This is a genomic window from Comamonas aquatica NBRC 14918 (genome assembly GCF_000739875.1).
Lineage (GTDB): Bacteria > Pseudomonadota > Gammaproteobacteria > Burkholderiales > Burkholderiaceae_C > Comamonas > Comamonas aquatica.
The window spans coordinates 113,627-136,677 of record NZ_BBJR01000024.1 but is presented as its reverse complement, the minus strand read 5'-3'; the positions used below and the strand labels follow the sequence as shown (position 1 = coordinate 136,677).

The window sequence follows — 23,051 nt, the reverse complement described above, 5'->3', positions numbered from 1 at the left end:
GGCAGGAGGCCGTTTGGATACCAAACTCTGGGATGATGCAGGCATGAATTTGCCTGCCCCCTCCCTGGCCACCGCCTGCCTGCTGGTGGCCGTGCTGATCCACAGCCCTGCCGTGCGGGCCCAGGCCGGCGCGGCCTGCGAACCCGGTGCCAGCGACACCGCCAGCCGCAATGCCTGCGCCGTGCAGCGCTTTCAGCAGGCCGACAGCGCGCAGAACATTCTGTATGGCGATGTGATGCGCGCCCTGTCGGCCCACGAGCGCCCGGCCCTGCGCAAGGACCAGAGCGCCTGGAGCCGCCAGCGCACCAGCACCTGCAAGGCCCGCCATGCCGGCGACGAGGGCCGCGTCGACTGGCCCCAGCGTCTGCACGACTGCCTAACGCAGCAGACCGAAGCCCGCCACGCCGCCCTGCGGCACTGGCTGCACCACGGCGAAGCGCCGCCCCCCTGAGCCGCGGACCTTGCATCTGCGGACACCGCCTTCGACAACAACAAAGAGACAGGAGACACCGCCATGGACTTTGAACTCAGCGCAGACCAACGCGCCTTTGCCGACACCGCGCGCCAGTTCGCCCAGAACGCCCTGGCCCCGCATGCCGCCGAATGGGACCGCGAAGCCATCTTCCCGCGCGAGGCCATCGCCCAGGCCGGTGAACTGGGCTTTTGCGGCCTGTACGCCCCCGAGAACGCCGGCGGCCTGGCCCTGCCGCGCCTGGATGCGACGCTGGTGTTCGAGGAACTGGCCGCCGTCGATCCCAGCACCACCGCCTTCATCACCATCCACAACATGGCCACCTGGATGCTGGGCACCTGGGCCACCGAAGCCGTGCGCACCACCTGGGGCGAGGCACTCACCAGTGGACAGAAGCTGGCCAGCTACTGCCTGACCGAACCCGGCGCCGGCTCGGACGCCGCCTCGCTCAAGACCCGGGCCGACAAGGACGGTGACCACTATGTGATCAACGGGGCCAAGGCCTTCATCAGCGGCGCCGGCAGCACCGACGTGCTGGTGCTGATGGCCCGCACCGGCGCCCCCGACTCGGGCGCCAAAGGCATCAGCGCCTTTGCCGTGCCGGCCGATGCCCCGGGCATCAGCTACGGCAAGAAGGAAGAGAAGATGGGCTGGAACAGCCAGCCCACGCGCGTCATCAGCTTTGACAATGTGCGCATCCCGGCCGACCACCTGCTGGGCCAAGAAGGCGAAGGCTTCAAGATCGCCATGAAGGGGCTGGACGGCGGGCGCATCAACATCGCCACCTGCTCCATCGGTGCCGCCCAGGGCGCGCTCACCCAGGCGCAGCAGTACATGCAGGAGCGCAAGCAGTTCGGCAAGGCGATTGCCAGCTTCCAGGCCCTGCAGTTCAAGCTGGCCGACATGGCGACCGAGCTGGTCGCCGCGCGCCAGATGGTGCGCCTGGCCGCCAGCAAGCTGGATGCCGCCGCCCCCGACGCCGCCACCTATTGCGCCATGGCCAAGCGCTTTGCCACGGACGCCGGCTTCATGGTCTGCAACGAGGCCCTGCAACTGCACGGCGGCTATGGCTACATCCGCGAGTACCCGCTGGAGCGCCTGATGCGCGATGCGCGCGTGCACCAGATCCTGGAGGGCACGAACGAGATCATGCGTGTCATCATTGCCCGGCGCATGCTGGAGGCCGACGCGCCCGACGCCATCCGCTGAAATTTTCATAGCTGGCAGCGCGCACTGCACAAGCCCCAACACCCTTTTCACACCCAAACCGCCATGCCTGCCCGCCCGCTTTCCGACGACACCCTGCAGCTCATCGACGCCGTGCGCGAAGCGCTGCTGGAGGCCGGCGAGGTCGAGGAAAAGCGCATGTTCGGCTGCCATGTGTTCATGGTGAACGGCAAGCTGTGTCTGGGCGTGGAAGGCGACGAGCTGCTGGTGCGCCTGCCGTCGGACACACACGCCGCCGTGGCGGAAACGCCGGGCGTGCGCACCCTGTCCAGCAAGGGGCTGATGGACGGCTACTTCTACATCAGCCCGGCCGCCTACGCCACGCGCGCGCAGTGGCAGCACTGGATCGCCGCGGCCCTGGCCTTCAACCCGCTGGCCAAGGCCACGCGCAAGAAGGCCGCACGCGGTGACGGGGCACCGCCGCGCTCGCGCAAAGAGAGCGCACCACGCGCTTCCAGCCTGCACAAAACGGCCAAAACGCCCACCAACACGAAGGCCACACCACGCCCGCCTGCGCGCAAGCACTCCGTGTTCGATGACGACGCCTGACCGGCCCGGAGACACGCCATGCCCATCCGCATCGTTCAACTTGGCAGCCCGCGCAGCGCGGACGAGGGCCTGCGCATCGGCACCGTGCGCCGACCGCCGCGCGGTGTGCCCAAGGCCGAATTTGCCCGTCGCGACTATTACGACGTCTGGTACCCGGAGTTGTCCCCCTCGGCCGAACTCATGGCCCTGGGCCAGGCTGCGCAGAAAAACGGCGACGCCAAGGACTGGCAACAGTTTGAGAAAGCTTTTCGCAGGGCCATGGCCGAAGCCCCGGCGGCGCGCACGCTGGACCTGCTGGCGGCCCTGTCGCACCACGGCCGTTTCGCCCTGGGCTGCTATTGCGAGGACGAGGCCCGCTGCCACCGCAGCATTTTGCGCAGCCTGCTGAGCGAGCGCGGGGCCGACTTCGGCATTAGCTAGCTCGGATTGCAAGACTTTTAAGCCTCCAGCCCTTATCACACCAGCGCAGACAGCTAGTTTTTTTGAAGATTACAACCACAGTTCAACACCACCAGGAGACAACGGTATGACCACCATCGCTTTCATCGGCCTCGGCAACATGGGCGGCCCCATGGCCATCAATCTGCAAAAAGCCGGCCACGCCGTGCGCGCCTTCGACCTGTCCAAGGAGGCCGTCGCCAAGGTGGTTGCCGAAGGCGCCACCGCCGCCTTCAGCGCACAGGACGCCGTGCAGGGCGCCAAGGTGGTGGTCACCATGCTGCCCGCCAGCCAGCACGTGGAGGCCCTGTTCCTGGGCAAGGACGGCGCCCCCGGCCTGCTGGCCAGCATTGCCCCGGGCACGCTGGTGATCGACAGCTCCACCATCGCCGCCGCCACCAGCCAGAAGGTGGCCAAGGCGGCCGATGCCGCCGGCATCGACTTCATCGACGCCCCGGTGTCGGGCGGCACGGGCGGCGCGATTGCGGGCACGCTGACCTTCATGGTCGGCGGCACCACGGCGCAGCTGGAACGCGCCCAGCCCTACCTGGAGAAAATGGGCGCCAACATCTTCCACGCCGGCGCCGTGGGGGCCGGCCAGACCGCCAAGATCTGCAACAACATGCTGCTGGGCATCCTGATGGTGGGTACCAGCGAAGCCATCGCCCTGGGCGTGGCCAACGGCCTAGACCCCAAGGTGCTGAGCGAGATCATGCGCCGCAGCTCCGGCGGCAACTGGGCGCTGGAAAAGTACAACCCCTTCCCCGGCGTGCACGAGAACGCCCCGGCCAGCAAGGGCTATGCCGGCGGCTTTGGCACGGACCTGATGCTCAAGGACCTGGGCCTGGCCCAGGACAACGCCATCGCCACCAAGGCCAGCACCCCGCTGGGCGGCATGGCCCGCGCCATCTATGCGGCCCACAGCATTGCGGGCCACGGCGGCGAAGACTTCTCCAGCGTCATCAAGATGCTGCAAAAACCGTGAGGGTCTGAGCCACCGCTCAGGATCATCCTCCCAGGCCGCCAGGCAGATGCCTGGCAGCTTGTTTTATGGGGGTGCTGACGCCCACGGCCTCAGAGAGGTATTCACTCTGCGGACACTGCCCCCCTGCACCCGTAACCGGCCCTTCGAGCCGCGGCGTGCCCGCCGTTCGATCGTGCAAGCAGCGTCACAGTCCGGCTGAAATCAGGAGCCCCCCCCTGGGGGAGGAGCGCACCACAGCACCAGCGCAGTCCTAGCCACCACGGAGCAAGGAAGAAGGACGAGCATTCGCCCGAGCTAAACGTGGCGCACCCTGCGCCCTTTGGAGCCTTCACGCACAGGCCGCGCCATGCCATGGGCACAGCCGCCCTCACTCCGATGGATCACTCGGACACCATGTTGGAGGCCGCCCTGGCATGCCCCCAGACACTGGCCATCGCCGCGGACAGAATGCACACCCCGCCCACCACCAGCCCCAGATGCAAGGACGCGCCACCCCACCAGACGGCGGTGACGGCCGCAAACAGCACTTCGCACGGCAGGACCACCGCCGTCACCCGGGCGCTGAGACGGGCCACGGCATATTGCAGGCACAGGTTCACCACCAGAAAGGCCAGGGCCAGTCCCGCAACGGGCAGCACCCACGCTGCCGCGGCGCCAGGCCAGGTGACAGCCAGGGAGGCGGCATCCCCTGCCCCGGACAGCAAGGTGGCAGCAGCCCCCGCGACCAAAGCCCCGCCCAGAAACATGGCCATCGCCCGCCCTTCGCGCGGTACCGCGGCCGCACGCCGCAGCAGCACGGTGTTCAAGGCAAAAGCAAAGCCGGCCAGCAAGGCCAAGGCATCGGCAAGGCTGGCAGAACTGGCCTGTATGCCCGCTGCAGCTGCCGCAGGACCGGCCAGCACGCAGCCGGCCCCGACCACCGCCAGCACAGCGCGCACGCACGCACCGGCCGTCACCGCTTCGCCGAGCAACCGCCTTGCCAGCAGCAGCGACCACAGCGGCATCAGATAGAACAAGAGCACCATACGGACCACGTCCCCGATGCTGACCGCCCAGTTGAAGGCCGCATTGGTCAGACCTGAGGCGATGAGGATCCCCCACAGCGACGGCAGGCGCACGACCTGGCCCAGTGCTTGGGGGCGCCACAGCCCGATCACGCTGGCCGCCAACCCGTAGATGCAGGCGGTCGCCCACAGCGGATGCAGCCCCAAGGACTGAAGCTGCCGGAAAGGCCACCACGCGACACCCCAGGCCAGCGCATTGAGCAGCAGCGCCAGCACCGGCACGGCTGTCGTATTCGAGAACGTTGCACGCATATATTCCACTATAGTAGATATCCACTATAATGGAATTCATGTCACCCCACACATCCCCCGAACACCTCATCCCCCAGCGCGTCCGCGAAGAGCGGATGCGACGCGGACTGACACTGGACCAGCTGGCGACCCAGGCGGGCGTGAGCCGGGCCATGATTTCCAAGATCGAGCGCGGTGAAAGCAGCCCCACCGCCGTGCTGCTCTCCCGGATTGGTGATGCCATGGGCCTGAGCATGTCGGCCCTGATGCGCGAGCCCCGGTCAGCCCCCACAGCGATCCAGCGCATGCAGGAGCAGCAGCAGTGGACAGACCCGGCCACGGGCTATGTCCGGCGGCTGCTGTCCCCATCGGGCGATGCCGCCGAGGTGGAGATCGTGGCGGTCGAGTTGCCACCGGGGCAAACCGTCAGCTTTGCCGCCAGCGCCACGCTGCACTCGGACGATCAAATCCTGCTGCTTGAAGGCCAATTGACGCTCACCAGCGGGGCCACCGTCTACGAACTACAGCCTGGGGACTGCGCGCGCGTGTCCACCCACGAAGAACAATCCTTTGGCAACAGCGGAACGACCGCTGCGCGCTATCTGGTCATCAAGCGCCACTTTCGCTGACCCCCATCGGCAACGCCGCCTCGCCCCTGCCCCCCGCTCACCACATGATGCATCTGAACTACCACTGGAACCGCCTGGAGGCCTTCACGGCCCTGGAAATCTACGAAGTGCTACGCGCCCGAGAATCGATCTTCGTCGTCGAGCAGCAGTGCGCCTACCAGGACGCCGACGGCTTGGACCCACAGTCCTGGCACCTGCGGGTGACGGTGGGGAGCGAGCTCGCGGCCTATGCCCGGGTCGTGGATCCCGGGCTCAAATACACGGAGCCTTCGATCGGGCGCGTGATCACGCTGGCCCAATTCCGCAACCTCCAAATTGGCCGCGCGCTGGTCGCCGAGGCCATCGCCTTCACGGAAAAACACTTTCCCGGCCAAGGCATACGGATCGGTGCACAAGCGCACCTCGAAAAGTTCTATGGATCGCTCGGCTTCCAGGCCGCCGGGGATGTCTATGACGATGATGGCATTCCCCACATCGACATGTTGAAACCGGCGGCATCGACCGGCAGCGCTGCAGTGTGATGGACTGCCCAGGCAAAGGCCACCTGGTTGACGCCACCGGCTGAAAGCGACTCCCCACGCAATCCATGCATGGCGCAGTGCGCTTATGGGCCAGACCCACCTTCCCCCGCATCCGTGCATCAATTCCGGCGGTTGTTGTGTAGGAACACCTTGCGGCAGATCTGCCCCCCAGATTGACCAGGGGCCTCATCCCAACGCATGCCGCCCTATGGGCAACCGAGCGCGTGCTGCGGGGTGGTCTTCAAGAACTCCACCGTCTTTTCAAAAGGCAAGGGACGGCTGAAGAAGTAGCCCTGCATCTCGTTGCACCCCAGCTGGTGCAGTATCTCGAGTTGCTGCGCCGTTTCCACGCCCTCGGCAATCACGTTCAGCTTGAAATTCTTGGCGATGCCAACAATCGCCTGGATGATGGCGTAGGAGTCTTGCGACAGGCCCAGGTCACGCACAAAGGATTGATCGATCTTGATGCGGTTGACTGAGAACCGGCGCAAGTAGTTCAACGAAGAATAACGCGTGCCGAAATCATCGATGGAGATGTGGATCCCTGTATCACGCAGGCGCTGAATGCGGGCCACGATGCTTTCGACATCCTTCATCAACAGGCTCTCGGTGATTTCGATGTCCAGGGACTGGGGTGGCACACCAAACTCTTCCAGTGGCACCTGGATACGCTCCATGAAGTCACTGCGGTCGAATTCCCGGGGCGAGAGGTTGATGCCCAGGCGCAGGTGGTCAAAGCCCAGGGCACTCAAGGCCGCGAAATGGGAGCAGGCCTTCCACAGCACCCAGTCACTGATGGCCACGATCAAGCCAGTTTCCTCGGCGATCGGAATGAACACATCGGGGCTGATCATCCCTTCCTTGGGATGGTGCCAACGGATGAGGACCTCCAGGCCCGTTGCCTTGCCGGTCAAGGCCTCGATCTGCGGCTGGAAGTACAGCTCGAACTGGTTGCCCTGTTTGACGGCTTCACGCAGGTCATTCTCGATGGACAAGCGATTCAGGTAGGAGGTCTGCATGTGCGGCAGAAAAGCTGCGCAGCCATTTTTGCCCTGGCCTTTCACCTGGTACATGGCCATGTCGGCACAACGGATCAGCTCTGCGGCATGCGTGGCATCGTCCGGATAGACCGCAACGCCAATGCTCGTCGTCGCCAGAAACTGCGTGTCCGAGACCCGGAAGGGCTTGCGCAGCTCCGCCTGGATTTTTTCCGCAATCACGGCGATGTCATCACGATGCGCCAGGGACGGCAGCAAGACGGTGAATTCATCGCCCCCCTGGCGCGCCAGGGTGTCGCCATTGCGCAGGCATTTGCGCACACGCGCCGCGAACTCTCGCAAGAGCTGGTCGCCCACGGGGTGGCCGTAGGTGTCGTTGACCAGCTTGAAGCGATCCAGATCGAAAAACATCACGGCCAGTTTTTCTTTGCGGCGGCTCGCCTCGACAATCGCCATCTCCAGGCGGTCCATGAACAGGTTGCGATTGGGCAGCTTGGTCAGCAAATCGTGGAACGCCTGAAAGGCAATCGTTTCTTCCGCGCGCTTACGCTCGGAAATATCGCGTGCCACCCCGGCTGTGCCCACAAAGCGCCCGGTCTGCCCAATATCCTGGGCCTCGTACACACCCTGGGTACTGAGGATGACCGTGATCTCGCTGCCACTGCTGGCCTTGGGCGACACCGGGTTGACACGAAAGCGCACCTCCTTGTTGCTGGTGGCGCGCAGGCCGACACGCCGCTCCTTGAACGCATATTGCACGTGCAGGTAGTCGCGCGGGTCGACGATCAGCGAATAGTGCTTGCCGATCAACTCATCGGCCTCGTACCCCAGCAGGCTGTATACGCGGCCATTCATGAAGGTAAAGAACCCTTCTTTGTTGAGCGTAAAGATGATGTCGGGGGACTGTTCCACCAGGAAGCGGTGCAGGCGTTCCGAGTGCTTGAGCTGTGCCGAGATGCTGGCGTGCTCCTTGTCCCGCTGCCGGTGGTTCAAAGCGCGCTCGACCGCCAGCAACATATCGTCTGGATCGCAATCCTTGCGCAGGAACTCAAAAGCCCGGTGGCGCAAGGCATGGATTGCGGAATTGATGGATTTGTCGGCGCTGAAGACAATCACGGTGGTGTTGATCTTGTTGGCCGTCAACCACTCCATGATCTCCAGACCCGAAATGTCCGGCAGCTTCAAATCCAGGATCACCAGATCGATTGTTCCCTCTTTGAGCTTGGACAAGGCTTCCTGCCCGTTCTCGGCCTCCTCGATGACCCGCTGCTCATGGGCCAGCAAGGTTTTGTAGGCGGTCCGAAAGCGCGCTTCGTCGTCCACGATCAAGAGATGGCAGCCCGTCTCCAGGTTTTGGGGCTTGTCAGGAACGCCCAGGATGCTGATGGCATTCATGTGAGTGCGCTCTCCGGTATGAATTTTGGAACCAGTAGTTCGATGCAGGTCCCCGCGCCCGGCTGGCTGCGGCAGGTAATCAAAATCCCTTCCTGCCTGGCGAGGCGCCCGACCAGTGACAGGCCCAATCCACGCGTTTGGGTCGTGGAAATGACTGCAGGCTCGTACAGGGTGCGGATTTTCGCTTCGGAGATGCCCGGGCCCGAGTCATCGATCCGAAGCTGCGCGTAATGGGTGCCACCGTGCACCACCCCGTCAATCAGGGCAATTTTGACCAGTTCGCCCGCGCCCAAGGCCTCTGATGCATTCTTCCAAAGATTGAGCACGATCTGCTTGAAACGGTCGCGTTCCACGGATGCCAGAATTTCAGCCGGGGGCACTTGCTTTTCAACCCGGATCCCTTTTTCTTTGAACAGAGGGTCTGCATACAGGGCCAGCAAATCGCTCAACACTGCTGCCAAGTCTATGCCCTGGATTGCCACGTTTTGGGTGTGGTCATCGGCCATCTTTCCGACGATACCGGCCACACGGTCAATTTCTTCCGCCAGGATTCCCAGCTCCTGCCCAACGCTGTCTTCGGGCAGCTTGCGCTCCAGAATCTTCAAATAGCTCTTGATGATGCCGAGCGGATTGCCGGCTTCGTGCGCGATCTGGCGTGCGTGGCGGATGAATTGCTGGGTCCGCTGCTCTTCGGCATCGTGTCGCTCTTGTTCGGCCCGCAGCACAACCTCCAGGCTCAAGGCGGCGATTTTTCCAAAATGCTTCAGCCACGGAATACGCCGCTGCAAGCCTGCGTAGTGCCCAGAGGACAGACCGCAGACGATCACGCCCACCGTCCGCTGGCCGGCCACCAACGGAATGCACAGCAGGCCATCGGCCGAGAGGGCGCGTACCAATTGCCGGTCCAGCAAGGCCAGCGGCTGGGCGCTGGCAAACGATGCTCTGACCTGGTGATCGGCGACAGCCGCCGCCGCCAGGCATGCGGCGGGTGCCAAAGGGATCGAGAGTTGGCGAAAAAGCGAGGGTTGACCTTCCACCCCGTCGCCGGTCAAGGCTGCACCGGAGGCATCAACCAGCAAGATGGCCATGCTGGGCAGCTCAAACAGGATGCGCGCAGACTCTCGCAGCGCCAGCAACACCTCCCGGACGTTACCCAACTGCAGCAAATCCTGCTGCAGGGGTTGCAGCAAGGCCATGCCTCCCACCATCACCGACAGCTCGCTCTCGGCTGGGCTGAACGACATGGCTGGCACGCTGGTCGCAGGCACCTGCTGGAGGGCACGTTGCGGGAATTCCGCAGCCACCGCAATCCCCATGGCCTCCGCAATCTGCCGGGTGCGCTCCACCGCACGTGCTCGCGTCACGACCAAGGCCACGGGATCGATGGCAAGCGCGGTGCGCTCAATCAGTGCCCCATATTCGGCCGCGTCCTCCTCCTGCAGCGTGAGCGCCTGCGCGAGCCACACGGCTTGCGGCAAGGCTGTCGCTGCGGCTATCTCAGTGGCTCGGGCATGGTGAAACGCAATGCCATCGGCCAGCACCGAATCCAGCCCCCAATGCGCGATCAGCCACGCACCGACCTCACTGTGTGTCGTGCCAAAAAGCTGTTCCTCATCGGCAGTCAGCGAAGGATGGGCCGAGACATTCGCCAGAAATTGGCGATAGGGGTCGCCGATGGCCTGCAGCAAGATCAATTCACCAATGTCGTGCAACAGACCGGACAGATAGGCATCGTCGGGCTTGTGCAAGCCGGCCTGCTCGGCAATGCCCCGTGCAAGTTCGCCCACCAGCAGTGAATGGCACCAGAAATCCGCCACTTCGGCCGATGAAAGCGTCTGGTCTTTGTCAAACAGCCTTTGGATGGACAGGCAGGTGACCAGGGCACGCACCAATCGAATGCCGATGGATGCGAGGCAGTCTTCAATCGTCGTGAGTTCTTTCGTTCGCCGCAGTGCGGGTGAATTGGCGACCAACAGGATGCGGCTTACTAAGCCAGGGTCCTGGCTGACAATCTGCGCCAGATCGGGAATAGAGGAGGCCTCGTCCTCCATCGCCCGCATCAGATGCACCAAAACTTCAGGTGGCGACGGGATCTTCCCGGTTTCTACGGATTCCCGAACGACCTCTGGTAGTCGATGCATGGTTGATTTTGCTTTGATCTGTGGTTGTGTCAAAAATTCTATAAGTTATTTTTGATACGCAAGCAATAAATCGGCACAACCGCCGTCCAGTGATAATCACAAACAACAACATACAGACATATTGCATTTGAAAGCGCGCTTGTCCTACACAACAAAAAAAACTGCTTTATACCTTCCATTATTTATTCATCAATCGTGCTTCAGATGCTGCTTCATTGCCTTGCAATTCTCGCAAATTTCAAATGGACTTTCTTCGCTGACCCACGACGTTGACAGCATCCGGTGGGTTGTCACGCACAAGCATTCAAGCCATCAATATCTTGGTTCGACGCATCGTCGGCCTATCGCCAAGCCGGGAAGAATATCGCTGCTGCTGCGAATTGAGCATCGCACCAAAATGGAACAAATGTGGGATGCCAATATTCCCAACACCCGCGGCCAGATCATGGAATACCAGATGACCTTCAATATGCACGCCACGCGATTGCTTTCCGAATACCCACAGGCTGGTGAAAATCTGCGTCCCGAATCCACATTTCGCCCGGGCTGATACGCCCCCATCACTGGCATGCAGTCGCTCACTATCCCAAGGGGGCGTTGTTACAGCTTTCCTCAGTCCGCGCAACATCGGTCAGACCGTATCGGACGTCGCTGTTTCTTGCACCCCATCCCACACCTGCACCATTAGCCCTGCTGCACAGGATTAAGCAAATGTCGTGGTCAAGACGCACAAGCACCGTCCCATAATAGTGGTGCGGTCTATCAAGCGATATCACCCGCATGGTCTGAGCGGCTGCCCCAGCTTTCCACAGCAAGCCCTGCCCCTCAGCCAGCGGCGCTGCAAAGGAGCCTGCCATGAGCATGCATGCACACCACATCCTGGTTCTCGGCGCGGGAAAGATCGGCACCACCCTGGCCGACATGCTGACCGAGCTGTATGAGATGCCGGTCACGCTGGCGGATGTTCAGCCGGCTCCACCCCACAGCGATCCCCTGTTGCGCCACCTGCAGTTGGATGTCCAAGACGATGCGGCACTCACCGCCGCGCTGGCCGCCCACAGCCTTGTCATCAATGCCCTGCCCTTTTTCTGCGCGGCACGCGTGGCCACGGCAGCAACGCAGCGGGGCGTGCACTACTTTGATCTGACCGAGGATGTGGCGGCCACCCGCACCATCCGCGCATTGGCACCCCGGGCACGGGCAGTGCTGATGCCGCAGTGCGGACTGGCACCTGGGCTGATCGGCATGCTGGGAGGGCATCTGGCCAGGCAGTTTGACGAGCTCTATGACCTGCAACTGCGTGTGGGCGCGCTCACGCTGCACGCCCTGAATGCGCTGCGCTACCACTTCACCTGGAGCGTGGACGGCGTTATCAACGAATACTGCAACCCCTGTGACGCCATCGTGGGCGGCCAGCTCGCTAATGTGCAACCCCTGGAGGGCCTGGAAAGCCTCAGCCTCGACGGGCAGGTGTTCGAGGCCTTCAACACCTCAGGCGGCCTGGGCACGCTGTGCGAGACGCTGGCTGGCCGCGTGCGCAACCTGAACTACAAAACCATTCGCCACCCGGGCCACCGCGACGCCATGCACCTGCTGCTGCACGGGCTGCGCCTGATCGAGCGGCGCGATCTGCTGCGCCAGGTGCTGGATGGTGCCGTGCCCCACAGCCGGGACGACATGGTGGTGGTGGCCGCCACGGCCACGGGCCTGCGCAGCGGTCGGCTGGAACAGGTCACGCACAGCACCCGGCTCTACGGTGCAGCGCTGCGCGGGCGACAGCGCACGGCCATCGAACTGACCACGGCCGCTGGCGTGTTGGCGGCGGTGGAACTGTGGGCCCAGGGCCTGCTGCCGCAACAAGGCTTTGTGCGACAGGAGCAATGCACGCTTTCCGCCTTGCGCAACACCCGTGTGGGGCGCTACTTTGAAGCCCTGCTGCCCGCTCCGGCGGCGCCAGGCAATACCAACGCCTGATCACCCAGCCAGGGTCTGCCTCTTTCGCCCGCTGCCATGTTTGTTCTGCCCGCCATCGCCCTGCCCTTCCTGCTCATGCTGGCGGTCTACCGCCTGCTGCACATCCCCCTGCAAATGCGCGCCGGGACCTTGCGGGTTTCGGAACGGCGGCGCGCCATGCTGCTGGTGGCCACCGCTGCGGCCTATCTGGCGTTGCTGGCATACACGACGGGATTGCTGACGGCACTGGTACACACCTTGTTTTTTGCAGCGGACAGTTTGTCGACTTACCTGGAACTGGCGGCCTACGTGCTGGCTTATCCCTTGGTGTACCTCGCCACGGCCTGGATCTTCTACCACGGCCTGAAACCCACGACACCGCACACCCTGTCCTCTGCCAAGGAGCATCCATGAGCGCGCTTTCTGCCACCGACTTCTCCACCGTGCTGTCGCACTGCGGCATCGATCTGGTCGCTCACCAGGGCGATGACATCACCGTGTGCTCCCCCATCGACGGCGCCACGCTGGCCCAGTTGGCTGCTGTGCCCGTAGCCGCCATGCCGGCAGTGATCGATCGTGCGGCCCAGGCCTTCCTGCAATGGCGCCTGGTGCCCGCGCCAGTGCGCGGCGAACTGGTGCGGCTGTGGGGCGAGGAACTGCGCCGCTGCAAGGCCGACATCGGCCAGGTGGTCTCGCGCGAGGTGGGCAAGATCCTGCAGGAAGGCCTGGGTGAGGTGCAAGAAGGCGTGGACATCTGCGAGTTTGCCGTCGGCCTGTCACGCCAGCTGCATGGCAAGACCATCGTGTCCGAACGCCCCGGCCACCGCATGATGGAGCAGTACCACCCGCTGGGGCCGGTGGCCGTGATCACGGCCTTCAACTTCCCTAGCGCGGTGTTCGCCTGGAACGCGGCGTTGGCCTTGGTATGCGGCGACCCGGTGGTCTTCAAGCCCTCGGAAAAAGCCCCGTTGTCGGGCCTGGCCACCTTCCAGGCACTAGAGCGGGCGATCGCCCGTTTTGGCGACCGTGCGCCCCCGGGTCTGGCGCAGATCGTGCTCGGCCACAGCGATGTCGCGGAGGCCCTGGTGGACAGCCCGCAGATCGCTCTGGTGTCCGCCACAGGCTCCAGCCGCATGGGCCGCGCCGTGGGCCCCAAGGTGGCGGCCCGCTTTGGCAAGCGCATTCTGGAGCTGGGCGGCAACAATGCCATGGTGGTCACCCCCGCGGCCGATCTGGATCTGGCCGTGCGTGCCATCGTCTTCAGCGCCGTGGGCACGGCAGGCCAGCGCTGCACCTCGCTGCGCCGGCTGATCGTGCACCACAGTGCCAAGGCCGCGCTGCTGGACAAACTCTTGCAAGCCTATGCCAGCCTGTGCATCGGCGACCCGCTGCAGGCCGGCACACTGGTGGGCCCGCTGATCGACCGGGCCGCTTTGGATGCGATGCAGCATTCTCTTGCCCAGGCCCAGACTCAAGGCGGAACCGTGCTCACAGGGGGCCAGCGCGTGCTGGCAGACCAGTTCCCCCAAGGCTATTACGCGGCTCCGGCCATTGTGGACATGCCGGCACAAACCGCCATCGTGCAGCACGAGACCTTTGCGCCCCTGCTCTATGTGCTGACCTACGACACGCTGGAGCAGGCCATCGCCTGGAACAACGGCGTGCCCCAGGGCCTGTCCTCCTGCATCTTCTCCAACGATCTGCGCGAGGTGGAGACGTTTCTCGGGGCCGCTGGCTCGGACTGCGGCATTGCCAACGTCAACATCGGCCCCAGCGGTGCCGAGATTGGTGGTGCCTTTGGCGGCGAAAAAGAAACCGGTGGCGACCGCGAAAGCGGCTCCGACGCCTGGAAACAGTACATGCGCCGCACCACCAATACCATCAACTACTCGCGCGAGCTGCCCCTGGCCCAGGGCATTCAGTTCGGGTGAGGCAGAGGCCCTGACACCCCGTCCACCTCCGCCGGCACCGCAAGTCCTGGCCAATAGTGCTGGTCCGGGACTGCCCGGGCACCAAAAATGGCCTGGCCCACACGCACCACGGTGGCACCCTCCTCGATCGCGATATCAAAGTCACCCGACATCCCCATGGACAGCTCCTCCAGAGACATGCCCGCCGGGGCACTCTGCCGCAACTGGTCGCGCAACCTGCGAAGGCGCACGAAACACTGGCGCACCCGCGCGCTGTCCTCGGAGAACAGCGCCAGCGTCATCAGGCCGCGCACCCGCAGCGCCGACATGGCGGGCAAGGCCTGCAGGAACGCCGGCACCGCCTCGGGGGCCAGTCCGTATTTGCTGGCCTCGCCCGAGGTATTGACCTGGACAAAGACATCCAGCGCGCGCCCTTCGGCCTGCAGGCGGCGGTCCAGAGCCTCGGCCAGGCGCAGGCTGTCCAGGGCCTGGAATTCGCTGGCAAAGCGCGCCACCAGCTTGGCCTTGTTGGTTTGCAGATGGCCGATGACCGACCAGCGCAGATCGGTCAGGTCCTGCAAAGACTCCCATTTGCCCCAGGCCTCCTGCACCTTGTTTTCGCCCAACATCCGGCAACCCGCCGCATGGGCCAGGCGCAGGCTGGCTTCGGGTTTGGTCTTGCTCACCGGCAGTAGCCGCACGCTGGCCGCATCCCGCCCAGCGCGTTGGCAGGCCGCCGCCATGCGGGCCTGGACCGCAGCCAGATTGTGTTGAAAGTCCGCCAGAGTCAGGGCCTGGGGATAGCGACCATGCTGGTCATGGCCGGTGCGGGTCGGAAAGAAATTTGGAGCCGACATAGGTTCAGGCCTTGGTGACAGAGGAGGTCGCTGCCAGCGGTGCAGCACTCCCCGGGCGCCAGGGCATGCGGCCATGCAGCACGGCATGGGCCAGCAGACCGATCACCAGGCCCCAGAACGCGCCGCCAACGCCCAGCCACTGGATGTTGGCCGCTGCAGCCAGAAAGGTGATCAGCGCCGCCTCGCGGGTACGGGCATCGGCCAGGGCGGCCGCCAGACTGCCGCCCAGGGTGCCCAGCAGGGCCAGTCCCGCCAGCGTGGTGGTGAACGCAGCCGGCAGGGCCATGAAGACGGCAGCCAGCGTTACCCCGAACACCCCCACCAGACAGTAAGCTAGGCCTGCGGTCACTCCCGCAATCCACCGCTTGGACGGGTCTTCATGGGCTTCGCGCCCCGTGGCAATGGCTGCCGTGATGGCCGCCAGATTGAAGGCATGCGCACCAAACGAAGCCATCAGCAAAGAGCCCAGACCGGTCACAGTCACGATCGGGTTGGCACTGGTGGCAAAGCCATCGTTGCGCAACACCAGCATGCCCGGCATGTACTGACCCGTCAGGGTGATCAGAAACAATGGCAGGGCCACGCTGAGCAAGCTGTCCAGCGACCAGGTGGGTGCGGTGTACACCGGTGCCGCCAATTGCAGCGACAGCCCCGCCAGGTCCACGCGTTGCTGCTGCACCAGGAACGCCAGCCCCAGCAGCAGAATGCCGACCACCGCATAGCGTGCGGCAATGCGCTTGAGCACCACATAGGCCACGATCAATAGCAGCGCCAGCGCCGGCTCCACCGCCACGCCGCCAAAGGCCCGCAGGCCGAAGGGCAGCAGAATCCCCGCCAGCAGCCCGGTGGCCACGCCCGGGGGAATCAGCCGGATGACACGTTCGAAGCCCCCAGACAACCCCAGCACCACAAAGGCAGCAGCCGACACCAGGTAGGCACCCACAGCTTCGGCATAGGGCGTGCTGGCCAGTGCCGTCACCAGAAACGCCGCCGCTGGCGTGGACCAGGCCGTGATGATGGGCGCACGCGTCAGCCAGCTCAGCAGCAGGCCCGTCAGCCCCACGCCCATCGAGAGCGACCACACCCAGGACGCCGTGTGCGCGGCATCCAGCCCAGCCACCCGGGCCGCTTGGAACACCAGGATGAAGGTGCCCCCGTAGTTGACGATGACCGACACCAGCCCCGCCACGGCAGGATGGAACACATCGCGCAGACGCAGCCGCGCGGACACAGAAACGGAAGCCGGGGTATGGGCCATGCCTGAACAACTTTCCAACAGATCACACAGTCAAACAATCCAACCGGCCCAGGCGTTGCTCGACCGATGGAACACGGTGTGCCTGCTGCCTGGGCATGCGCCGTTTATAAAATCCGAATGGCATGCTGTAGCCAGCCACTTTTCCACCACCGGTCAGACCAATTGTTCAAACACGCCTTGCTCGAATCCGTCAAAGCCTGGATGACCGATCCGGCCCACCAGGCCCTGCCCTTGCACGCCCGGCTGCAGCGCAGCCTGCGGCAGCTGATCCTCGATGGCCAACTGGCGGCCGGGCGGCCCCTGCCTGCCTCGCGTGCACTGGCGCAATCGCTGGCGGTGTCGCGCGATACGGTGGAAACGGCCTACAGCCAGCTGCACGCCGAAGGCTTCATCACGCGGCGCGTGGGCAGCGGCAGCCAGGTGTCCCAGCAGGCGCGGCGCCTGCCGGCCCGCCCCGCAGCAGCCGGCCCGGCCGCGGCGCCGCCACTGAGTCGACGCTGCCAGGCCATGCTGGCTGCAGGCGGTGTTGGCGACTTTCCGGCGCCCCATACCTTTGTCCCCGGCGTGCCCGAGACCCGCAACTTTCCATTGCCGACCTGGGAGCGGCTGCAGCGCCAGGTGCTCAAGGAATACGGCCACCGCGCGCTGCAGCACAGCCCGGCGCAGGGTGTGCTGCCACTGCGCCAGGCCATTGCCGACTATGTGAACCTGGAGCGCGGCGCCCGCGCCACGCCCGAGCAGGTGCTGGTGCTGACCAGCACCCAGCAGGCGCTGAGCCTGTGCGCGCAGGTGCTGCTGGACCCGGGTGACCGCATCCTGATCGAAGACCCGGTCTACCATGGTGCGCGCAAGGCCTTTGACGCCGCCGGCCTGGTCTGCCAGCCCGTGCCACTGGATGCCGAGGGCATGCAGGTGCAGCACCTCGCGGCCGCCCCGCCCGCCCAGGCCATGTTCCTGACCCCGTCCCACCAGTACCCCACCGGCGCCACCCTGTCGCTGGAGCGGCGGCTGGCCGCCATCGCCTGGGCCCGGGAGCACCAGAGCTGGATCCTCGAGGACGACTACGACAGCGAATTCCACTACGCCGGCAAACCCACGGCCTGCGTGCAAGGGCTGGACGCCCACGGGCGTACGCTCTATATCGGCACCTTCAGCAAATCGCTATTTCCAGGCCTGCGCCTGGGCTATATGGTGCTGCCGCCCGCGCTGGTGGCCCCCATGACCGTCGCCCGGTCACTGCAGGACGGGCACAGCGCGCCCCTGGCCCAGCTGACACTGGCGCGCTTCATCGAAGGCGGCCACCTGGGGGCCCACATCCGCACCATGCGCACCGTCTACGCCCAGCGGCGCGATCGGCTGGCCCAGTTGCTGCGCACGCACCTGGCCGACTGGCAGGAACCCCAGGTACCCGCAGGCGGCATGCAGATGGCCTGCCACCTGCGCGGCGGTCTGCAAGAAGCACCGCTGGTGGCGGCCGCCGCACGCGCCGGCATCACGCTGGCGGGCCTGTCGGCGCTGTACAGCGGACCACCGCGCCACCAAGGCGTGCTGATGGGCTTTGCGGCCTACACCCCGATGGAACTGGAGGCCGGGGTGCGCCAGTTGGCCCAGGTGCTGCACGCGCTGCGTCACCCCGGCTGAAACGGGCAGCGGCCTCGGCCCAGGCTGACCGCCCCCACGTCCACCCCAGCTTGACACTGGCGAGGCCGGGCCCCCACACCGGCCCTTGCAGCCACACGCGTTAGGCCTGCCACCCAAGTGCTGGTTTGGCGCTGCGCAGCGGGATGGCATCCATAGCACTCAGCGGCCATGCGGCCAGCAGCACACCCCCAGGGCCGCCAGGGCCGTCACGGTGGCCAGCACGACCACGCCCAGCCAGCCCGCATGGTCCAGCACCCAGCTGCCGATGGCCGCACCGCTGGCCATGCCCACGAACATGCCGGTGAACAGCAGCGCATTCAGGCGGCTGCGCGCCTCGGGCGCAATGCCGTAGACGATGGTCTGGTGCGCCACTAGCACAGCCTGCACGCCAAAGTCGAACACCACGGCCGCCGCCACGATCAGCAGCATCTGGCCCTGCGCCCCCAGCCAGGGCATCGCCGCCATGCTGGCAAAGGCGGCCGCTGCCAGTGCGGCGCCGGCGCGCGTCACCAGCTCGGGGCCACGGCGGTCGGCCATGCGCCCGGCCAGTGGGGCGGCCAAGGCCCCGGCCGCGCCCGCCAGCCCCAAGGCCCCCGCTGCGGCGGCCCCCAACTGGAACTGGCTGTGCAGCATCACCGCCAGCGTGGACCAGAAGGCGCTGAAACCCACCGCCAGCAGGCCCTGGGCCAGCGCCGCACGGCGCAAGGCCGCATGCTGGCGCCACAGCCCCCACATGGAACGCATCAGTGCCGACCAGCCCAGCTGGGTGGTGGGCGCAAAGTGCGGCAGGCCGCGCCACACGGCCACGGCCAACAGGGCCATGGCGGCAGCGGCCAGCAGGTACATGCTGCGCCAGCCCCAGAGCTGGGCCACCAGGCCGCTGACCACGCGGGACAGCAAAATGCCCAGCAGCAGCCCGGTCATCACCGTGCCCACCATGCGCCCGCGCTGGGCCGCAGAGGCCAGCGTGGCCGCGGCGGGCACCACGTCCTGCGCCATGGTAGCGGCCAGGCCCACGCCCAGGCTGGCCGCCAGCAGGCTGGCCATGCCAGGCGCCAGGCCACTGACCAGCAGCGCCAGCACCAGGGCCGCAGCCTTGGCCAGGATGATGCGGCGGCGGTCATACCGGTCCCCCAGCGGCGCCAGCAGCAAAATGCCCAATGCATAGCCCAGCTGTGTCAGCGTGGGCACCCAGCCGGCGGTGCTGGCCGGGGCCTGCAGATCGGCGCCCAGCACCCCCAGCATGGGCTGGCTGTAGTACAGCGACGCGACGCTGACACCCGCGGCCGTAGCCAGCAACAGCAGCAGCCGTGCGCCGATGGCCGGCGGCGCCGGTGGGTGGATCACGCCCTGCGTGGACTGGGTGGTGTGCGTGCTGCGCGCTTCATACGTAGATGGAATGGATGACATGTTCAACGTCCAGATGTTTGCTATCAATGCTGCAGAGTTTCCGTATATCAACAGCGCGCGGGTAGTGGTCTGGCTTGTAGATTTGCTATACGCTTAACGTATGGAAACCTCGCCTTCCAGCGGCAGCGACCGCCTTGCCCTGCTGCACACCCTGGTGCGCATCGTCGAAGCCGGCAGCCTCTCGGCCGCCGCCCTGCAGCTGGGCACCACCCAACCCACCGTCAGCCGCCGCCTGCAACAGCTCGAGCGCGCGCTGGGCCTGCGCCTGCTGCAACGCTCCACGCACGGCATGAAGCTGACCGTGGACGGCGAGCGCTGCTACGCCCATGCCAAGTCGCTGGTGCGGGACTGGGAGGCCATGGAGGCCGATCTGCGCGGCGTGCAGGACGTGCCCCGGGGCCAGCTGCGCGTGCTGGTGCCGCATGCCTTTGGCCAGGACCAGCTGATGGCGCCCTTGCTGGACTACCTGCGCCGCTACCCCGAGGTGCAGGTGGAATGGATGCTGCACGACCGCCGCCCGGACTTCATCGCCGAAGGCATTGACTGCGCCATCCAGGTGGGCCAGGTGCAGGACCCGGCCGTCATCGCCCTGCGCCTGGCCGAGGTGCCGCGCATCGTGGTCGCGGCGCCGTCCCTGGTGGCCCAGCACCCGCCGGCCACGACCGCGCAGGACCTGGCCGGCTGGCCGTGGATGGCGCTCAACACCTTCTACCAGCGCGAAGTGGGCCTGACACACGCCCTGCACGGCACGCAGCGCCTGGCCATCCAGCCCCGTCTGTCCACCGACAGCCTGTACGCCCTGCGCAGCGCGGCCCTGGCCGGCCTGGGTGTGGGCATCGCCTCGGCCTGGGTGGTGCAGGACGATCTGCGCGCCGGCCGGCTGCAGCACCTGGTGCCGGGCTGGGAGGCCGCCCCCCTGCCCGTCTCCCTGGTCTACCCGCAGGCTGCGTTCTACCCGGCCAGGCTGCGCTGCTTTCTGGACACCATGCGTGCCGCCATGCCGCAGCTCAGCGGCATGCGGGCGGCTTCGGTCATACCGCCCCCGCCGTGAGACCCGGGCCCGTGCGCCATCGCCCACATCGCCAACCGACCACCCCACGGACAAGGCCCCGGCCCTTCCACCCCACGGCCCGCCCGGCCACGATGTCTTGCCAAGGCCCATGCAGGGGTCGCCGCGAGGACGCCACACAGACCGGGCCTGCAGCGCCTGCATGACCACACGACGCCAACAGCCGGCGACTGGCCGCGCCAGATGGACCCAGTACACCCCAGGTGGGAATCGTTGCGGGCCGTGAACTCGGCCTGCCAGGCCCTGCAGGCCAACCATTCGGCCGCCCCAGCGTTGGCTCAGTCGCCAAGCCGTGGCCAACGCGCCCAGAGCCCCACCGTGACCGCACAAGCACAGGGCAGTTGGACCGGGCAGGACAAGCCCCTGACACAGCACCCGGCCGCCCTCGATTCGCCATCCCGGCACCATGGCCTTGCCGCGCAGTGCTCCCGCGGTGGGGTTAGGCTGGCCCTGGCTGCCACAACCCAGGAGGTTTCCATGGCCCACACCATCCGCCTGCACCGCGTGCTCCAGGCGCCCCCGGAGCGCATCTACCGCGCCTTCACCAGTGCCGCCGCCCTGGTCAAATGGATGCCCCCGCACGGTTTTGTCTGCGAGGTCGAGGAGATGGACGCCCGCACCGGTGGACGCTTTCGCATGGCCTTCATCAACCTGGGCACGGGCGAGCGCAGCAGCTTTGGCGGCACCTACCTGGAGCTGGTGCCCAACGTGCGCATCCGCAACAGCGACCAGTTCGACGACCCCAGCCTGCCCGGCAGCATGACCACCACGGTCGATCTGCGTGCCGTGCCTTGCGGCACCGAGGTGCAGATCGTGCAGGAAGGCGTGCCCGCCATGATCCCCGCCGAGGCCTGCTACCTGGGCTGGCAGCAATCGCTGCAACTGCTGGCGCTGCTGGTGGAAGCGCACATCCCGTCCGCGCCGCCAACGGCCTGATCCGCGGCGGCCCTGCGTGGCAGGGTTTGTACAGACGGCTGGCTGTAAGCCTGGCGTGCTATCAAGATGGGGACTGCTTTGACCCACTCCCCACCCTTGTGACCCCTGCCATGCACACAGCCACCACGTTTGCCCCCATGCCCGATGACCAGGGCTTCTTCGGCCCCTACGGCGGCCAGTTGGTGCCCCCGCACCTGAAACAGGCCATGGACGACATCAACGTCGCCTACGCCCAGATCACCCAGCGCCAGGACTTCCAGCAAGAGCTGGCCGAGCTGTTCGCCGACTATGTGGGCCGCCCCAGCCCCATCTTCCACGCCAAGCGCCTGTCCGCCCAACTGGGCGGCGCGCAGATTCACTTGAAGCGTGAAGACCTGAACCACACCGGCGCCCACAAGATCAACCACTGCCTGGGCGAAGCGCTGCTGGCCAAGTTCATGGGCAAGAAGAAGGTGATTGCCGAAACCGGCGCCGGCCAGCACGGCGTGGCCCTGGCCACGGCCTGTGCGCTGGTGGGTATTCCCTGCGAGATCCACATGGGCCAGGTCGATATCGCGAAGGAACACCCCAACGTCACCAAGATGCGCATCCTGGGCTGCAAGCTGGTGGCCGTGACGCGCGGTGCCGCCACGCTGAAGGAGGCCGTGGACAGCGCCTTCGAGGAGTACCTGACCAACCCCAGTGACTACCTGTACGCGATTGGCTCGGTGGTCGGGCCCCACCCCTTCCCGATGATGGTGCGCGACTTCCAGAGCATCATCGGCCGCGAGGCCCGCGAGCAGTTCCAGGCCAAGCATGGCCGCCTGCCCGACTTCGTGGCCGCCTGCGTGGGCGGCGGCAGCAACGCCATCGGCATGTTCACCGCCTTCCTGCCCGACGCCGCCGTGCAGCTGGTCGGCGTGGAGCCCGCCGGTGAAGGCGTGGACAAGCCCGGTCGCCACGCGGCCACACTGTCGGTGGGCAAGCCCGGCGCCATCCACGGCATGCAGTGCTATGTGCTGGAAAACGCTGACGGCACGCCGGCCGCCGTGCACAGCATCGCCTCCGGCCTGGACTATCCCGGCGTGGGCCCGCAGCACAGCTACCTCAAAGACCTGGGCCGTGTGCAGTACCAGTCGGTCACCGACCAGGAATGCCTGCACGCCTTCATGGCGCTGTCGCGCGTGGAAGGCATCATCCCCGCACTCGAAAGCGCCCACGCCGTGGCCTGGGCCATGCGCGCCGCCCCCACGCTGGGCGCGGACCAGCACATCCTGGTCAACCTGTCCGGCCGTGGCGACAAGGATGCGGACTACGTGGCCAAAATCCTCAACCTGTAAAACGATCGTCAAGAGGTTGGCGCGAAATTTGCGAAACATTTTGTATAC

The 23,051-nt window shown here is 65.7% G+C and carries 21 protein-coding genes; 15 read left to right on the top strand and 6 right to left on the bottom strand.

The window, feature by feature from the left end; genetic code table 11:
- Window positions 1-43: 43 nt before the first annotated feature.
- The 5 genes from CA2_RS03625 to mmsB all read left to right on the top strand — a co-directional run bounded on the left by CA2_RS03625 (window position 44) and on the right by mmsB (window position 3,671).
- Window positions 44-451 (top strand): lysozyme inhibitor LprI family protein, encoded by a 408-nt coding sequence (locus CA2_RS03625; RefSeq protein ID WP_042412751.1) that lies wholly within the window; start codon window positions 44-46, stop codon window positions 449-451.
- A gap of 63 nt (window positions 452-514) precedes the next feature.
- Window positions 515-1,681 carry an acyl-CoA dehydrogenase family protein gene (locus CA2_RS03620; RefSeq protein WP_042412750.1) on the top strand — a complete coding sequence of 389 codons (1,167 nt, stop codon included), beginning with the start codon at window positions 515-517 and terminating at the stop codon, window positions 1,679-1,681.
- Window positions 1,682-1,744: 63 nt separating this feature from the next.
- Window positions 1,745-2,248 carry a TfoX/Sxy family protein gene (locus tag CA2_RS03615; RefSeq protein ID WP_042412749.1) on the top strand — a complete coding sequence of 168 codons (504 nt, stop codon included), beginning with the start codon at window positions 1,745-1,747 and terminating at the stop codon, window positions 2,246-2,248.
- Between the two features lie 18 nt (window positions 2,249-2,266).
- Window positions 2,267-2,668, top strand: coding sequence for a DUF488 domain-containing protein (locus CA2_RS03610; RefSeq protein ID WP_042412746.1), 402 nt, complete (start codon window positions 2,267-2,269; stop codon window positions 2,666-2,668).
- A gap of 106 nt (window positions 2,669-2,774) precedes the next feature.
- On the top strand, window positions 2,775-3,671 hold the full coding sequence (gene mmsB, locus CA2_RS03605) for a 3-hydroxyisobutyrate dehydrogenase (protein WP_042412744.1): 897 nt from the start codon (window positions 2,775-2,777) through the stop codon (window positions 3,669-3,671).
- 380 nt (window positions 3,672-4,051) lie between these two features.
- On the opposite strand, the gene CA2_RS03600 is transcribed toward mmsB, so the two are convergent.
- Window positions 4,052-4,987, bottom strand: coding sequence for an EamA family transporter (locus CA2_RS03600; RefSeq protein ID WP_042412743.1), 936 nt, complete (start codon window positions 4,985-4,987; stop codon window positions 4,052-4,054).
- A 38-nt stretch (window positions 4,988-5,025) separates the two neighbouring features.
- Between CA2_RS03600 and CA2_RS03595 the strand changes: the two genes are divergently transcribed.
- Entirely contained in the window at window positions 5,026-5,595 is a 570-nt protein-coding gene (locus CA2_RS03595; protein WP_042412814.1) for a helix-turn-helix domain-containing protein, read from the top strand.
- Between the two features lie 47 nt (window positions 5,596-5,642).
- The gene (locus CA2_RS03590; RefSeq protein ID WP_042412812.1) at window positions 5,643-6,116 is read left to right on the top strand and encodes a GNAT family N-acetyltransferase; all 474 of its coding nucleotides are present in this window, start codon (window positions 5,643-5,645) and stop codon (window positions 6,114-6,116) included.
- Between the two features lie 206 nt (window positions 6,117-6,322).
- On the opposite strand, the gene CA2_RS03585 is transcribed toward CA2_RS03590, so the two are convergent.
- Together CA2_RS03585 and CA2_RS03580 are read right to left on the bottom strand one after the other, a co-directional pair.
- Entirely contained in the window at window positions 6,323-8,509 is a 2,187-nt protein-coding gene (locus CA2_RS03585) for an EAL domain-containing protein (RefSeq protein ID WP_042412741.1), read from the bottom strand.
- On the bottom strand, window positions 8,506-10,650 hold the full coding sequence (locus CA2_RS03580) for an HDOD domain-containing protein (protein WP_042412739.1): 2,145 nt from the start codon (window positions 10,648-10,650) through the stop codon (window positions 8,506-8,508). The genes CA2_RS03585 and CA2_RS03580 overlap by 4 nt, the downstream gene beginning before the upstream one ends.
- 220 nt (window positions 10,651-10,870) lie before the next feature.
- Here CA2_RS03580 and CA2_RS17900 point away from each other — a divergent pair, with 220 nt between their 5' ends.
- The 4 genes from CA2_RS17900 to amaB all read left to right on the top strand — a co-directional run bounded on the left by CA2_RS17900 (window position 10,871) and on the right by amaB (window position 14,534).
- A complete protein-coding gene (locus CA2_RS17900) occupies window positions 10,871-11,200 on the top strand; it encodes a hypothetical protein (protein WP_156105947.1) in 330 nt (109 codons plus the stop codon).
- Window positions 11,201-11,505: 305 nt separating this feature from the next.
- Window positions 11,506-12,624, top strand: a complete 1,119-nt coding sequence (locus tag CA2_RS03575; protein ID WP_042412737.1) for a saccharopine dehydrogenase family protein — start codon at window positions 11,506-11,508, stop codon at window positions 12,622-12,624.
- A gap of 36 nt (window positions 12,625-12,660) precedes the next feature.
- Window positions 12,661-13,017: a hypothetical protein gene (locus CA2_RS03570; protein WP_042412735.1), complete on the top strand. Its 357-nt coding sequence runs from the start codon at window positions 12,661-12,663 to the stop codon at window positions 13,015-13,017.
- Window positions 13,014-14,534, top strand: a complete 1,521-nt coding sequence (gene amaB, locus CA2_RS03565; RefSeq protein WP_042412733.1) for an L-piperidine-6-carboxylate dehydrogenase — start codon at window positions 13,014-13,016, stop codon at window positions 14,532-14,534. Before CA2_RS03570 ends, amaB begins: the two co-directional genes overlap by 4 nt.
- Here the strand turns inward: amaB and CA2_RS03560 are convergent.
- Both CA2_RS03560 and CA2_RS03555 read right to left on the bottom strand, forming a co-directional pair.
- Complete coding sequence (locus tag CA2_RS03560; protein ID WP_042412731.1) at window positions 14,522-15,370, bottom strand: YggS family pyridoxal phosphate-dependent enzyme; 849 nt, start codon at window positions 15,368-15,370, stop codon at window positions 14,522-14,524. The two genes, amaB and CA2_RS03560, sit on opposite strands and share 13 nt — an antisense overlap.
- A 4-nt stretch (window positions 15,371-15,374) precedes the next feature.
- A complete protein-coding gene (locus tag CA2_RS03555; protein WP_042412729.1) occupies window positions 15,375-16,628 on the bottom strand; it encodes a benzoate/H(+) symporter BenE family transporter in 1,254 nt (417 codons plus the stop codon).
- A gap of 162 nt (window positions 16,629-16,790) precedes the next feature.
- Here CA2_RS03555 and pdxR point away from each other — a divergent pair, with 162 nt between their 5' ends.
- A complete protein-coding gene (gene pdxR, locus CA2_RS03550; protein WP_042412727.1) occupies window positions 16,791-18,269 on the top strand; it encodes a MocR-like pyridoxine biosynthesis transcription factor PdxR in 1,479 nt (492 codons plus the stop codon).
- Window positions 18,270-18,428: 159 nt separating this feature from the next.
- Here pdxR and CA2_RS03545 read toward each other — a convergent pair whose 3' ends face one another.
- The gene (locus CA2_RS03545) at window positions 18,429-19,679 is read right to left on the bottom strand and encodes an MFS transporter (protein WP_081888847.1); all 1,251 of its coding nucleotides are present in this window, start codon (window positions 19,677-19,679) and stop codon (window positions 18,429-18,431) included.
- Window positions 19,680-19,779: 100 nt separating this feature from the next.
- Here CA2_RS03545 and CA2_RS03540 point away from each other — a divergent pair, with 100 nt between their 5' ends.
- The 3 genes from CA2_RS03540 (at window position 19,780) to trpB (ending at window position 23,003) form a co-directional block, all read left to right on the top strand.
- Window positions 19,780-20,730: a LysR family transcriptional regulator gene (locus tag CA2_RS03540; RefSeq protein ID WP_042412725.1), complete on the top strand. Its 951-nt coding sequence runs from the start codon at window positions 19,780-19,782 to the stop codon at window positions 20,728-20,730.
- Between the two features lie 495 nt (window positions 20,731-21,225).
- Window positions 21,226-21,684 (top strand): SRPBCC family protein, encoded by a 459-nt coding sequence (locus tag CA2_RS03535; RefSeq protein ID WP_042412723.1) that lies wholly within the window; start codon window positions 21,226-21,228, stop codon window positions 21,682-21,684.
- Window positions 21,685-21,794: 110 nt separating this feature from the next.
- Window positions 21,795-23,003, top strand: coding sequence for a tryptophan synthase subunit beta (gene trpB, locus CA2_RS03530; protein WP_042412721.1), 1,209 nt, complete (start codon window positions 21,795-21,797; stop codon window positions 23,001-23,003).
- Window positions 23,004-23,051 lie beyond the last annotated feature (48 nt).

What these genes read in the sequence shown, in the direction of transcription:
- CA2_RS03625 (WP_042412751.1), top strand. Translation starts at nt 44, where the DNA reads ATGAATTTGCCTGCCCCCTCCCTGGCCACCGCCTGCCTGCTGGTGGCC.
- CA2_RS03620 (WP_042412750.1), top strand. Translation starts at nt 515, where the DNA reads ATGGACTTTGAACTCAGCGCAGACCAACGCGCCTTTGCCGACACCGCG.
- CA2_RS03615 (WP_042412749.1), top strand. Translation starts at nt 1,745, where the DNA reads ATGCCTGCCCGCCCGCTTTCCGACGACACCCTGCAGCTCATCGACGCC.
- CA2_RS03610 (WP_042412746.1), top strand. Translation starts at nt 2,267, where the DNA reads ATGCCCATCCGCATCGTTCAACTTGGCAGCCCGCGCAGCGCGGACGAG.
- mmsB (WP_042412744.1), top strand. Translation starts at nt 2,775, where the DNA reads ATGACCACCATCGCTTTCATCGGCCTCGGCAACATGGGCGGCCCCATG.
- CA2_RS03600 (WP_042412743.1), bottom strand. Translation starts at nt 4,987, where the DNA reads ATGCGTGCAACGTTCTCGAATACGACAGCCGTGCCGGTGCTGGCGCTG.
- CA2_RS03595 (WP_042412814.1), top strand. Translation starts at nt 5,026, where the DNA reads ATGTCACCCCACACATCCCCCGAACACCTCATCCCCCAGCGCGTCCGC.
- CA2_RS03590 (WP_042412812.1), top strand. Translation starts at nt 5,643, where the DNA reads ATGCATCTGAACTACCACTGGAACCGCCTGGAGGCCTTCACGGCCCTG.
- CA2_RS03585 (WP_042412741.1), bottom strand. Translation starts at nt 8,509, where the DNA reads ATGAATGCCATCAGCATCCTGGGCGTTCCTGACAAGCCCCAAAACCTG.
- CA2_RS03580 (WP_042412739.1), bottom strand. Translation starts at nt 10,650, where the DNA reads ATGCATCGACTACCAGAGGTCGTTCGGGAATCCGTAGAAACCGGGAAG.
- CA2_RS03575 (WP_042412737.1), top strand. Translation starts at nt 11,506, where the DNA reads ATGAGCATGCATGCACACCACATCCTGGTTCTCGGCGCGGGAAAGATC.
- CA2_RS03570 (WP_042412735.1), top strand. Translation starts at nt 12,661, where the DNA reads ATGTTTGTTCTGCCCGCCATCGCCCTGCCCTTCCTGCTCATGCTGGCG.
- amaB (WP_042412733.1), top strand. Translation starts at nt 13,014, where the DNA reads ATGAGCGCGCTTTCTGCCACCGACTTCTCCACCGTGCTGTCGCACTGC.
- CA2_RS03560 (WP_042412731.1), bottom strand. Translation starts at nt 15,370, where the DNA reads ATGTCGGCTCCAAATTTCTTTCCGACCCGCACCGGCCATGACCAGCAT.
- CA2_RS03555 (WP_042412729.1), bottom strand. Translation starts at nt 16,628, where the DNA reads ATGGCCCATACCCCGGCTTCCGTTTCTGTGTCCGCGCGGCTGCGTCTG.
- CA2_RS03545 (WP_081888847.1), bottom strand. Translation starts at nt 19,679, where the DNA reads ATGTCATCCATTCCATCTACGTATGAAGCGCGCAGCACGCACACCACC.
- CA2_RS03540 (WP_042412725.1), top strand. Translation starts at nt 19,780, where the DNA reads ATGGAAACCTCGCCTTCCAGCGGCAGCGACCGCCTTGCCCTGCTGCAC.
- CA2_RS03535 (WP_042412723.1), top strand. Translation starts at nt 21,226, where the DNA reads ATGGCCCACACCATCCGCCTGCACCGCGTGCTCCAGGCGCCCCCGGAG.
- trpB (WP_042412721.1), top strand. Translation starts at nt 21,795, where the DNA reads ATGCACACAGCCACCACGTTTGCCCCCATGCCCGATGACCAGGGCTTC.